Annotated in this window: 14 protein-coding genes, 1 tRNA gene and 1 pseudogene; 15 read left to right on the top strand and 1 reads right to left on the bottom strand. The window is 61.9% G+C overall.

From position 1 onward, the window contains the following. Window positions 1–3: 3 nt before the first annotated feature. The 11 genes from M9955_14105 (at window position 4) to M9955_14055 (ending at window position 9,292) form a co-directional block, all read left to right on the top strand. Window positions 4–486, top strand: a complete 483-nt coding sequence (locus tag M9955_14105) for a UPF0262 family protein (GenBank protein MCO5082773.1) — start codon at window positions 4–6, stop codon at window positions 484–486. Window positions 487–536: 50 nt separating this feature from the next. Beyond that, on the top strand, window positions 537–935 hold the full coding sequence (locus M9955_14100; protein MCO5082772.1) for a low molecular weight phosphatase family protein: 399 nt from the start codon (window positions 537–539) through the stop codon (window positions 933–935). Between the two features lie 90 nt (window positions 936–1,025). Next, on the top strand, window positions 1,026–1,244 hold the full coding sequence (gene infA, locus M9955_14095) for a translation initiation factor IF-1 (protein MCO5082771.1): 219 nt from the start codon (window positions 1,026–1,028) through the stop codon (window positions 1,242–1,244). Between the two features lie 30 nt (window positions 1,245–1,274). Continuing rightward, entirely contained in the window at window positions 1,275–1,904 is a 630-nt protein-coding gene (locus M9955_14090) for a Maf-like protein (GenBank protein ID MCO5082770.1), read from the top strand. Next, window positions 1,901–2,116 carry a DNA gyrase inhibitor YacG gene (yacG, locus tag M9955_14085; GenBank protein MCO5082769.1) on the top strand — a complete coding sequence of 72 codons (216 nt, stop codon included), beginning with the start codon at window positions 1,901–1,903 and terminating at the stop codon, window positions 2,114–2,116. The genes M9955_14090 and yacG overlap by 4 nt, the downstream gene beginning before the upstream one ends. Window positions 2,117–2,346: 230 nt before the next feature. Next, window positions 2,347–2,422: transfer RNA gene (locus M9955_14080), tRNA-Phe, on the top strand. 708 nt (window positions 2,423–3,130) lie between these two features. Continuing rightward, window positions 3,131–4,111 carry a sugar ABC transporter substrate-binding protein gene (locus M9955_14075; protein MCO5082768.1) on the top strand — a complete coding sequence of 327 codons (981 nt, stop codon included), beginning with the start codon at window positions 3,131–3,133 and terminating at the stop codon, window positions 4,109–4,111. 70 nt (window positions 4,112–4,181) lie between these two features. Further along, window positions 4,182–5,153, top strand: coding sequence for an ABC transporter permease (locus M9955_14070; protein ID MCO5082767.1), 972 nt, complete (start codon window positions 4,182–4,184; stop codon window positions 5,151–5,153). Between the two features lie 7 nt (window positions 5,154–5,160). Continuing rightward, a complete protein-coding gene (locus tag M9955_14065) occupies window positions 5,161–6,627 on the top strand; it encodes a sugar ABC transporter ATP-binding protein (protein MCO5082766.1) in 1,467 nt (488 codons plus the stop codon). A gap of 12 nt (window positions 6,628–6,639) precedes the next feature. Next, entirely contained in the window at window positions 6,640–7,707 is a 1,068-nt protein-coding gene (locus M9955_14060; GenBank protein ID MCO5082765.1) for a hypothetical protein, read from the top strand. 556 nt (window positions 7,708–8,263) lie between these two features. Continuing rightward, window positions 8,264–9,292, top strand: coding sequence for an NADP-dependent oxidoreductase (locus tag M9955_14055; GenBank protein MCO5082764.1), 1,029 nt, complete (start codon window positions 8,264–8,266; stop codon window positions 9,290–9,292). A gap of 158 nt (window positions 9,293–9,450) precedes the next feature. On the opposite strand, the gene M9955_14050 is transcribed toward M9955_14055, so the two are convergent. Beyond that, window positions 9,451–9,711 carry a helix-turn-helix transcriptional regulator gene (locus M9955_14050; GenBank protein ID MCO5082763.1) on the bottom strand — a complete coding sequence of 87 codons (261 nt, stop codon included), beginning with the start codon at window positions 9,709–9,711 and terminating at the stop codon, window positions 9,451–9,453. 46 nt (window positions 9,712–9,757) lie between these two features. Between M9955_14050 and M9955_14045 the strand changes: the two are divergent. From M9955_14045 to M9955_14030, 4 genes and pseudogenes are all read left to right on the top strand, one after another. Further along, window positions 9,758–10,257, top strand: a pseudogene (locus M9955_14045) (DUF2950 domain-containing protein). A 60-nt stretch (window positions 10,258–10,317) separates the two neighbouring features. Next, window positions 10,318–11,283 carry an amino acid-binding protein gene (locus tag M9955_14040; protein MCO5082762.1) on the top strand — a complete coding sequence of 322 codons (966 nt, stop codon included), beginning with the start codon at window positions 10,318–10,320 and terminating at the stop codon, window positions 11,281–11,283. After that, a complete protein-coding gene (locus M9955_14035; protein ID MCO5082761.1) occupies window positions 11,280–12,002 on the top strand; it encodes a L,D-transpeptidase in 723 nt (240 codons plus the stop codon). The genes M9955_14040 and M9955_14035 overlap by 4 nt, the downstream gene beginning before the upstream one ends. A gap of 26 nt (window positions 12,003–12,028) precedes the next feature. Beyond that, window positions 12,029–12,355, top strand: a complete 327-nt coding sequence (locus M9955_14030; protein ID MCO5082760.1) for a hypothetical protein — start codon at window positions 12,029–12,031, stop codon at window positions 12,353–12,355. The last annotated feature ends 25 nt before the right edge of the window (window positions 12,356–12,380 follow it).

Here is a 12,380-nt window from a genome sequence, read left to right as displayed (position 1 = left end):
ACGATGGGCAGCGGTCGCGACGGCAACAGGCTCATCGACGTCGAGCTGGACGAGTCGATCGGACGTTCCACGCCTGACGTGGAGCATGAGCGCGCCGTCGCCATCTTCGACCTGATCGAGGAGAACAGCTTCCTGCCCGTGGGCGACAGCGGCGCAGGCCCCTACCGGCTGAAGCTGTCGCTGGTCGAATCGCGCCTCGTCTTCGCCATCGCGCGCGAAGGCGGCGATGCGGTCGCCACGCATATTCTGTCGCTGACGCCCTTCCGGCGCATCGTGCGCGACTACTACATGATCTGCGAGAGCTACTACGAGGCCATCCGCTCCTCCACGCCGAGCAAGATCGAAGCGATCGACATGGGGCGGCGCGGCCTGCACAATGAAGGTTCGCAGACGCTGATGGATCGTCTGTCGGGCAAGATCGAGATGGATTTCGACACGGCGCGGCGCCTCTTCACGCTGGTCTGCGTGCTTCACTGGCGGGGTTGAAGCTGGAGAACGGGGCGAAGATTCCGAAATCGATCCTGTTCATGTGCAGGATGAATGCGGTGCGCTCGCCTATTGCCGAGGTGCTGGCGAAGAAGCTCCTGCCGCCTACAGTCTTCGTCGCCTCCGCCGGCGTCAGGGCTGGCGATCCGGACCCGTTCGTCGAAGCGGTGCTGGCGGAGGAAGGACTCAGCCTCGGCGACCGCACGCCCCGCACGCTGGAAGAACTGGAGGACGATTATTTCGACCTCATCGTCACGCTGGCGCCGGAAGCCCATCACGCCGCGCTCGAACTGACGCGCTCCATGGCGGTCGACGTCGAATACTGGCCGACGCTCGATCCGACCGTGGCGACCGGCACGCGCGAGCAGATCATGCACGGCTATCGCGACATGCGCGACCGCCTCAAGGCGCGCATCAGGACGCGTTTTGCGCAGGATACGCCGCAATAGACAAGAAGCGTGTTTCCAAAGAAGGCGTCTTCATATAGGTTCCGCCAAAATTTCGGGCTTGCCCCGCCGTCCCCAAGTCAAAGGTAACGAATGCCGAAGGAAGAAGTCCTCGAATTTCCCGGTCTTGTGACCGAACTGCTGCCGAATGCCATGTTCCGCGTCAAGCTCGAGAACGACCACGAGATCATCGCCCACACTGCCGGCCGCATGCGCAAGAACCGCATCCGCGTGCTCACCGGCGACAAGGTGCTGGTCGAGATGACGCCCTACGATCTCACCAAGGGCCGCATCACCTACCGCTTCAAGTAAGGCGGAAAGGCGAGCGTCGGCGCGACAGCGATGAGCGTTTTCCAGAAGCTCGTGCTTGCCTCGGGTTCGCCGCGCCGGATCGAACTCCTGCAGCAAGCCGGCATCGAACCGGACCACCTCTTCCCAGCGGAAGTCGACGAGACGCCGCTGAAGGCCGAGCATCCGCGATCGCTGGCGAAGCGCCTGGCTCTGGCCAAGGCGGAAAAGGCGTATGCGGCGTTGCGCGCGGAGCCCGATTTTTCGGGCAGCTACATCCTTGCCGCCGATACGGTCGTCGCGGTCGGCCGCCGCATCCTGCCCAAGGCCGAGGTCATCGAGGAAGCCACCAACTGCCTCGGCCTGCTCTCCGGCCGCTCGCACCGCGTCTATACGGGGGTCTGCCTCGTCACGCCGTCTGGAAAATTCCGGCAGAAGCTGGTCGAGAGCCGCGTGCGCTTCAAGCGACTGTCGCGCGAGGACATGGAAAGCTACATCGCCTCGGGCGAATGGCGCGGCAAGGCGGGCGGCTACGCCATTCAGGGCCTCGCGGGAGCCTTCGTCGTCAAGCTGGTCGGCTCCTACACCAACGTCGTCGGCCTGCCGCTCTACGAGACCACCGCGCTGCTTTCCGGCGAAGGGTTCCGCGTGCATCACGGCTGGCTGGCGGGGCGCGGCCCATGAGCGGAAACGCCGAAAAGGTCACGCCGCTGCGCGCAAGACGCCCCTGCCCCGAATGCGGCAAGCCCTCGTCGCGCGAGCACTATCCGTTCTGTTCGGCGCGCTGCAAGGATGTGGACCTCAACCGCTGGCTTTCCGGCGCCTATGTCATTCCCGGCCGCCCCGAGGAAGACGACGAGAACGCCGCGCCCGAAACGTCGCGTAGCGACGACTGAACGCATCCGGCGTGCTGTCCTCCGCGTCCATGCGGACGGCGTCACAGGCGCTCGATGCCGACACCGGGCCGAAGACCGCCGGACAATTGGAATGTCTTGAAACAGACCGTCTGCAAATTGCCGTTCGGCGCTGGACAGGCCGATTTTGCGTGCTATAAGGCAGCCGCTTTCGCAGGTGCCTTTGGCGCCGTCGCGGCTGCGGGCGCCGGAAAATCCGGTCTCCGTTGGATGCCCAGGTAGCTCAGTTGGTAGAGCAGCGGACTGAAAATCCGCGTGTCGGTGGTTCGATTCCGCCCCTGGGCACCATTTATATCTCTCCCTATATCTTTCAATGACTTAGCGGGAATTTAGTCCCTCTTTTCGTTTGGTCGTCACAAAGTGGGGCTTTTCTCGGCCGTCTCCAACGGGCCAACGACAAGCTTCCTTGGATGGGTTGCCCTCGGAGATATCCCTGAGAGTCTGGTGGCCTGTGACCGCCTTAGTCTCATGCTCGGTGGCGCTTGCGTCAACAAAGGCAGCGCTGTCGGACCTATGAGCTTCATCCGATCTGACCTCGGTGGCTAGCGGCTATTACCCTTCTCTGCCATCAGTTACATTCAGCTCCTTATGTAATACTCCTTACTTTTTCCCTTTATGAGCCAATTCTATTAGATTTTTGTTATATACACTCATATATCTCTGATACCTTTAACGATTAAGTATTAGTAAAGTTCTTTTATATACGGTGATTTATATAAATTTACCGGAAAAAAATTATAATATATATGCCTTTATCTTTTTTAATTCCTTTGCTGAAGGAGAGAACCCCTCTCCACGGTTCGGAGCATATCGGTCGAGAACCGTCCTTGTAGCCCTCTTTGGCTATAATTTGGCCTTGACAGACATCCTCTTGAGAGTACTTAATCGTTCAAGTAACATTCGTCCCGCCGTTGAGGTAGACGCTAAACGGCTGTGAATGCGCTGCGCGAAGCCGCCGGCGGCGATGCGATGCTTGCGGCATAAAGGGAGGAACCTATGAGACACACGAAGATCACTGGCGGGATGACTCGTCGAGACCTGTTCATGAGGGCCGTCGCAGCAGGGCTGAGCCTGCCCGCTGCAATGGCGGCATCGAATGCCATCGCGGAAGCCGGCAAGCTGACCATCGGTTTCACGCTGTGGGACCTGTCGATTCCGTTCGCGGTGCCGCTGGCGGCGGCGCTGAAGGAGACGGCGGCGGCCAACAACATCGACCTTAAGCTGGTAGAGGCAAAGTGGGACGCCGCAGTGCAGGCGCAGCAGGTTGCCGAGTTCATCGTACAGAAGGTCGACGTGGTCTGCGTCGCGCCGATCGACGTGCGCGGTATCGTGCCGGCGGCGAAGCAGGCGACGGATGCAGGCGTTCCTTTCGTCGCGGTCGGTGGCAAGGTGGAAGGCTACCCCTATATCGGCGCGGACGACACGGAGTTCGGCGTCAACATGGGCAAGCTGATTGTCGAGGCCCTCGACAAGTCAGGAAAGGAAGGCCCCTACAAGATCGCCTTCCTGCGGGGCCTCCCCGGCGGCGCTCCCGACCGGCTGCGCCGCGAAGGCATCCTGTCGGTGATTTCGGCGCGTCCGGATATCGAGGTGGTGGCGGAGATCGTTACCGAATGGAGCCCGGACAAGGGCCTGTCAGGCACGCAGGATCTCCTGCAGAAGTTTGGTCCTGGCCAACTCCACCTCATCCACGGATGGGGAGGCATGGTCGAGGTTCCGGCCGCTCGTTACGCGCACAAGACTGCGGGCCGCTCGGACGTGATCTTCACCGGCGGCGAGCTCACGGTGCAGACCAAGGAAGCCATTGAGAACGGCTGGGAGTACGGCGTCATTATCCAAGACCCGGGCAGGCTAGGAACCGTCGTGATGACGGCGATGCCGAAAATGGCGCCAGAGTTCAAGACCGTGCCAGCCGACGCCGTAGTGCCGCTGCCGACCTGCACTAAGGCAAATCTGGCCGAATTCACGCCATTCTGATGAATGGCGCGCGCCATCTCGTCTGCCGGCAATGCCGGCAGACGATTTTCGCTCCGGAGGAGGTTCCCGCGTGACGTCTCAAAAGGCGCTTCACTACTGGCAGAGATGGGGGATCTTCGTGATCCTTTTGCTGCCTATCATCGTGCTTTTCGTCGTCAATCCTGTGTTCAGGCAGCCGGGCAACCTGTTCAACCTCTGGCAGCAGGCCTCCATTATAGGCGTACTGGCGATAGGTCAGACGCTGGTCATCATACTCGGCGGCTTTGATCTATCGGTAGGCACGGTCGCCGCCCTATCCGGGGTTATCTGCTACATGTTATTCGGAATGGGAGACGGCGGCGGCATCGTGTTCCTCGGTGTCGTCGCCGCGCTGGCTGGCTGCGCGGTCGTCGGCGCGATCAACGGCCTGTTGATAACCAAGGTTAACATCACGCCGCTGATCGCCACGCTGGGCATGCTGAGTCTGGTTCGCGGCTTCGTACTGATCGTCAGCGACGGCCAGCTCGTCTATGCCGAAGGACCCGGCTATTCCTTCGCGGAATTCCTGCAGGGCTCGGCATTCGGCATGCCGGTGGCGGGGTTGATCTTCCTGGTGATCGCGGTGCTTCTCGCGCTGTTGCTGCGCGGCACCGTGTTCGGGCAATATGTATTCGCGATCGGCGGCAATGAGAAGGCTGCGGCGCTCGCCGGCCTGCCGGTAAACACTGTCAAGATCCTCTCCTATGCGCTGTGCAGCGTTCTCGCCGGCATAGGCGGGCTGCTGCTTTCCTCCCGCACAGCTTCCGCGCTTCCCAATGCCGGCGTGAATTACGAGTTGCAGGCGATCACCGCGGCGGTGATCGGCGGCGCGGCGCTCGGCGGCGGCAAGGGCTCCATCGTCGGCACCGTGCTCGGCGTGCTGCTGCTGACCGCGATCGGCAACGGGCTTAATCTCTACAATGTCTCGCCATTCTGGCAGACTGGCGTAACGGGGCTGATCCTGCTGCTTGCCGTCGGCTTCAGCACCTGGGGCAATCGCGACGCCCGTGCGGTAGTTCGGTAAGCGCGTCATGCTGTCGATGCATGGCATCTCAAAGGGCTTCAGCGGCGTCAAGGTGCTGGACGCCGTCGATTTCGAGGTTCGTGACGGCGAGGTCCATGCTCTTCTCGGCGCGAACGGCGCTGGCAAGTCGACGCTGATCAAGGTCCTGGGAGGACAATATCCCGACGCGAACGGCGAGACGCTGCTGGACGATAGTCCAGTGGATATCTCGAGCCCAAAGGCGGCGCTGCATTCGGGGATTGGCATCGTGCATCAGGAATTCGACCTCGTGCCGGAAATGACGGTCGCCGAGAACATCTATCTGGGCTTCGAGACGCTGAGCCTGAAAGCCGGGAGTGCGCTGTGGCGCCGGATCGACCGCAAGGCGATGGTCCGGGCGGCGGGCCAGCTCCTGAAGCATTACGACCTCGGCGTGCAGCCTGACGCTGTGATACGCAAGCTGCCCGCCGGCGCGCAGCAGATCGCCGAAATCGCACGGGTGATCGCTCTGGGAAGCAGGGTGATGATCTTCGACGAGCCTACCGCGCGCCTCGGCCAACGCGACCGCGACCGGCTTTTCGAGGTGTTCCGCACGCTTCGGAAGTCCGGCAAGATGATCGTCTTCGTCACGCACTATCTGGACGAGGTGATGGCGGTCGCCGACCGTGCGAGCGTGATGCGCGACGGACGCATGATGACGACGCGCGACATCTCCGAGACCAGCGTGGCCGAACTCAGCCGTCTCATGGTCGGCTCCGACGTCAAGGGGGCCACGCGACGCGCCGAGTCATCGTTCGGCGAACGCGTGCTCTCTGTGAAGGGTCTATCTGACGGATCAACCTTCGAGGACGTTTCACTCGACGTCGCGGCAGGTGAGATAGTCGGGCTGGTGGGCCATCTTGGCTCCGGTCGCCACGAACTGACGCGTTCCATTCTCGGCCTGCGCCCGGCCAGGGGTGAGGTGAGCGTGCGCGCCACCGGCGGGCGCAACGCCAAGGCCGGCTTCGTGCCGGAGAACCGCCGCGCAGAAGGCATCTTTCCCGAACTAGGCGTCGGCACCAACATCTCGCTCGGCTTCCTGCGCGAGCGCTCCATCTTTGCCCGCCTGCCGAGGGATCGGATGCGGGCGACCGGTGAGGAAGTGGTCTCGCGTCTGCAGATCAAGACGGAAGGCATCAGCCAGAAGATCGGCCAACTGAGCGGCGGCAACCAGCAGAAGGCCGTATTCGGGCGCGAGATGGTGTCGAACCCGTCTTTCTACGTGATCGAGGCGCCGACGGTCGGCGTCGACGTCAAAGCGGCCGTGGAACTGCACAACGAGATCTTCAAGCTGGCGGATCGCGGCAGCGCAATCCTGTTGGCGACCGACGACCTTGATGAGGCAATGCTGATGTCGGACCGCGTGCTCGTCATGTTGCGCGGACGCATCGTCCGTGAACTCGATACAAGAACCCTTTCGCGGGAGGAGCTTATCTCCGCGATGGGCGCAGGCTGACAGGAGAGAAGCATGGGTGAAGTGATGACGGTGCTGGGGCCGGTGGATGCCTCCGAGCTCGGCAAGACGATTTCGCACGAGCATCTTTTCATCGATCTGAGCTGCTACCTGCACCCGCCGGCAGAGGGAGAGGACCCCGGCACGTTTTACGATCCGGTGACGATGAAGGCGCTGCACCACCTGCATCGTGACCCCTATGGCAACCGCGACAACTGCATCCTCGACGATGTCGATCTGGCGGTTCGTGAGGTTGAGCTGTTCAAGAAGGCGGGCGGCGGCACCATTGTGGACGTTACGCTTGTGGACATCGGCCGCAACGTGACGGGGCTGGCGGAAGTGTCACGGCGAACCGGCGTGCATGTGCTGGCCGGGCTTGGCCACTACATCCACTCCGCCCACCCTGCCTATGTCGAGGACATGTCGGAGAAGGAGCTGGCCGCCGCGTTTCTGAAGGAGATCAACGAGGGCATAGACGGCACGGGGATCAAGCCCGGCATCATCGGTGAGATCGGCACCTTCCACCCGATCCATCCGCGCGAGAAGAAGGTGCTGCGAGCAGCGGCGCGAGCGCAAATGGAGTCGGGCCTGGCAATCACCATCCATGTCCACTCGCCGGGTCGTCGCGGCAACGAGGTGCTTGATATCCTGATCGGCGAAGGCGTCGCGCCGGAGCGCATCATCCTCGACCACATCGACGCCTCGCTCGCCCATCTCGACGTCGAGTTCGCTCAGAGTGTGGACTATGTCGCCAGCCTGCTCGACCGGGGAGCCAATGTCGAGTTCGATCTATGCGGCAATTCCTACTATTTCATCACGCCTGAGCATTCTTGGTGGATGCCCTCGGACCGCGAGCGGGCCAAGGCACTTGCGCTGCTGGTTAAGCGCGGCTTCGGCGGCCAGCTTATGCTGTCGCAGGATGTTGGCCATAAGCACTATTTGCGGGAATTCGGCGGCTGGGGCTACGCCCACGTACTAACTGACTTCACCCACCACATGCTCGAGGCGGGTCTAGGACAGGCCGCGATCGATCGCTTCTTTCTCGACAACCCAGCTCGCATTCTGGCCCGCGCGGGATCATAGTTCTCAAGTCTTCCCGTGCCGCGCTGGCTCGATGCCGGGGAAATGGCCGCTTCCGGCGCACCGGTATCGATGATCGCCGGCGCGCTGGGCTGCTCGCGAACGCAATTGCATCGCGTCCTCAAGGAATGATCACTTTTTTCGGAGGCTACGGTGTAGGATCGGGGTTTCGAACGAGGCAATCCGAACCTTGCCGGCAGCGCACCTCGATAAATCCTTTGCCCATCACGCCGTCGCCCCGCAGACGCGGTGGAGGCTGTGTGGGGTCAATGGCGTAATTCAGAAACGCCTGCATCCAAAGGACGCTGCTCCTGTAGACGTCGGGATCGAGCTTTTCCGGCCCGTGGTGGGACAGCTTGACCGCTGAATAGCATGCCGGCTTGTCCCTCTGGAGTGTCCTGCGCGTTAATGCCCTCTTTCAGATTACCTTGCCACCAACCGTTGGCATTGCAGGATCGCGGGCGACGCATAGATTGCTTGCATGGAAGTTGCCTGCTGATTTTGGGCGACAGCCCACAGCGACACACCTTGGGAATTCAGACGAAACCAAAGGATTGTTGTGTACAAAAAAATGAAGATGCAAGCATTTGTTTTGACCAAGTACGGCGGCCCTGAAGCCGCGGAGTTGCGTGAGGTACCGCGCCCGCGCCCGGCGCGGGGAGAGGTCCTGGTGCGTGTCCACGCGGCGGGTCTCAACCCCGTTGATTTCAAGACGCGCGAAGGCAAGCTCAGGGTGGTCCAGCGCTATTCCTTGCCGACCATCATGGGGAATGAACTTGCAGGCGTGGTGGAGGAGCCCAGCGACGGCGCAAGGCTATTCGAGAGGGGAGATTGGGTCTTCGCCCGGATGCCGAAGGCCTCCATGGGCGCCTTTGCGGAATATGCGGTCATCCCCGAAAACCTCCTCGCCAAAATGCCCGCGTCGCTCGATTTCGACACTGCTGCCGGTGTCCCGCTCGCCGGGCTCACCGCCCTTCAGGCGCTGCGCGACGAACTCAACGTAGAGAAGGGCAGCCGGATATTCATACCGGGAGGCGCCGGCGGCGTAGGCACCTTCGCCATCCCGTTGGCGAAGTGGCTTGGGGCAGAGGTGACGACCACCGCATCGCCGCGCGGCAGAGCGCTGGTCGAGCGGCTGGGAGCCGATGCGGTGATCGACTACACCGCACAGAATTTTGAGGACCATCTGCACGATATGGATGGAGTCTTCGATCTGCTTGGAGGCGAGACGCTCAAGAAATCATTCGGCGTGGTGAAGCGAGGCGGCAAAGTGGTTTCCATTGCCGGCATGCCCGAGCCGGAAACAGCACGAAAGGACCTGCAAGGAGGCGCGTTCCTTGCTGCGCTGTTCTGGTTTGCATCCTATAGCTTGCGCGCCGAGGCCAGAAGGCATGGTGTCTCATATCGCTATCTGTTCATGCATCCGAGCGGCCCTGAACTTGCAGAACTCGCACAACTGATCGAAAGCAAGGAACTTGAACCGGTTATCGACCGTGTGTTCCCTTTTGATAAAATCACCGATGCGTTTGCATATCTGGAGGCTGGCCGGGCCAAGGGTAAAGTGGTTGTGCGAATGCTGGAGGGGTAAACTCCATAATATCAGGCAGTCGCAAGCTTGATTGCTACTGTTTGCACAACAGCTATTGTCAGACTCCTTCTGAAAGCCACAACCGCCAGTTCGCGGCATTCTGGCTAAAGCGCTTGCGCGTTGCGCAAAAGGCCGAGGCTTTGCGCGCGCACGGCCGCCTAGGCGCGTGACTCAGCCGACAGCTTCATGAAGATACGCTTCACATGCGTTTTCACCGTTTCCGGTGTCACGTCCAGCGTGCGAGCGATCTGCTTGTTGGACTGGCCATTGACGATAAATTCGACGATCGACTGCTCGCGGCCGGTGAGGATTTCCTTGGAAGGCCAGCGCGACGCAGTTGGATCGGGCGTCAAGAAATCGACTGGGATCAACAACCGGCCGAAGAAGCCGTCCGGGCTCGGCAACGTCGATCGCGGCAAGGTTTCTCGCGTGAGTTCGAACCGCGGTCACGAGTCTATGGGCGGCGGCGAGAACGAGCTGGAGGCGGTGGCCACCATGCGCGTCTATTTCGAGGCGCAGGAAGACTATGCCACCGAAGATCGCGACGGTGACGGTGTGGATGAATTCGCGCAGAAGCTGATCAGCGCAGAGGGCATGACGGACGGGCTCTACTGGCCGGCCGACGATCTGAACGGCGAGAGCCCTGCCGGTAACGCCATCAACCAGACAGAGCTTGAGGATGCGAAAGGTGACGAAGGCTATTTCGGCTATCGCTTCAAGATCCTCGGCAGTCAAGGTGACAACGTTGCCGGAGGTGCTTATGACTATGTCATCAATGGCAACATGATCCCGGCTACGCGCTTATCGCTTGGCCGGTGAGATATGTAGAGACGGGCGTCAACACCTTCATAGTGAACCAGCACGGCATTGTTTACGAAGCCGATCTCGGCCCAGAGACCGAAACGATCGTCAAGTATATCGACCGTTTCAATCCCGACGACAGTTGGAGCGTCGTCAACGATTGAGCGGCCAGAGAGATACTGAAGCAGGACCTTGCGGACGGCGGGCAAGCTGAGGGAACTCGAATGGCAGATACAATGAAATCGTTCTGCAGGATCGCCTTGATGGCGTCGTGGGCCGCCGTCGCGCCTGCCGGTGCCCACGCGGCTGATCTGGTGATCGCGATGCCGAACTGGTTTTCGGGTCAGGCGAGCGCGAACATTCTCAAGGTGTCGCTGGAGAAGGAGTTCGGGGTGACGGCGGATGCGGTGGAGATGGGCACGCTGATCGCGTTTGCGGGCCTGGACTCCGGCACGGTCGACATCCATCCGGAGGTCTGGCTCCCCAATCTCGACAATCTCGTCAAGCGCTACGTCACGGAGGCCGGCACGGTCGCGCTGAGTTCGATCGGCGTGCCGGCCTGGCAAGGCATCTGCGAGACGCGCGCGGCGGCCGACAAGGGCATTCGCGACATTTCCGATCTCAACGATCCCGCCAAGACGGCGATCTTCGACACGGACGGCGACGGCAAGGGCGAGATCTGGATCGGCGCGCAGACTTGGTCGTCGACCTCGATCGAGCGCGTTCGCGCCAACAGCTACGGCTATGCCAGAACCATGACGCTGCTGGAGATGCCGGAGGATGTCGGCATGGCGGCGGTGGATGCAGCCGAGGCCACGGGCACGCCGCTCATCTTCGGCTGCTATGCCCCTCATGCGGTGTTCAAGCTGCACGACATCGTGCGGCTGACCGAACCGCCCTATGACCCGGCCAAGTGGAACATCGTGCTGCCGTCGGAGGATCCGGCCTGGCTGTCGAAGTCGAGCGCGGCGGTCGGATGGGACACGGCCCGCTACCACATCGCCTATGCCACGTCGCTGCGCAGCAAATATCCCCAGGTCGCGCAGTTCCTCGAGCGCGTGGATTTCACGCCGGAGGAAGCGACCGAGATGAGCTATGCCCTTCAGGTCGAGCACCAGGACCCGTACGCGTTCGCCCGGCAATGGGTGGCGGCAAACGAGGCTCGTGTCAGAGGGTGGGCCAGGCCATGACCGCGTATCTGAAGGAGATCACGGCCTGTCTCGGCACGGGGGCAGGTTCGGGCAGGCTATGGCGTCTTCGTGCGGCGGGGACCGCGGGGCTGATCGCAGCCGGCGTCGCTTTCTCCACCGTCGCCATCGCCGCGGGAACGCAGGTCTATAATCCCAAGACGCGGACCTGGGTGAGCTACGACCGCACCGCCGCCTACAAATACTGGCGTCAGCACAAGCAGGTGCCGGAAGCCTTCCGGCCACAGGTGGTGAAGTTCCGCACGGCCGAGAAGCCGGGCACCATCATCATCGACGGCAACCAGCACTTCCTCTACCTCGTGCAGCCCGGCCAGCAGGCCATCCGCTACGGCATCGGCGTCGGCCGCGAGGGTTTCGGCTGGGCCGGCATCGTGCGTGTCGGGCGCACCGCCGAGTGGCCGACCTGGACGCCGCCGGCCGAGATGGTGGCGCGTGACCCCAACGCCGCCAAATGGGCCAACGGCCAGCCGGGCGGGCCGGACAATCCGCTCGGCGCGCGGGCTCTCTATCTCTACGAGGGCGATCAGGACACGATCTATCGCATCCACGGCACGCCGGAGCCGTGGACCATCGGGCTCGACGTGTCGTCGGGCTGCATCCGGATGAACAATGACGACATCGTCGACCTGCATTCGCGCATCGTGGTCGGCGCCAAGGTCATCGTGCTGATGCAGGGCGCGGCGCTCTACAAGGGCATGTGAGGGGCGGATCGGGAGGGAAAAGCGATATGTCGATCAACATGCAAGCCCCTGGAACGCGAGGTCGTGCAATTGGCCTGGCCTTGTCCCTCGCGGCCGCGCTCAGCGGCTGCCAGAGCGCGCCGACGCCGGATCAGATGTCGAGGACGGCCACCGAGACGGCGCCGGCGGACCTTCAACTCCTCTGCGCCAGCGAAGCCGCGCGCTCGCGCGGCATCGACAGCAGCAAGGTGCTGCCCACGGGTTCGCGCAAGCTCGATGCCAGGACCTATCAGGTGGATCTCAACGCAGGCGGCTCGACAATCACCTGCACCGTCGATGATCAGGGCAAGGTCGGCGCGATCACCGCGATCTGATAACGGAGAAGAAGTTGAGCGGACT

The sequence above is a fragment of the Rhizobiaceae bacterium genome, assembly GCA_023953845.1.
GTDB lineage: Bacteria > Pseudomonadota > Alphaproteobacteria > Rhizobiales > Rhizobiaceae > Arvimicrobium.
Note: the sequence above shows the minus strand (reverse complement) of the source record. Positions and strands in the feature narration are given on the sequence as shown.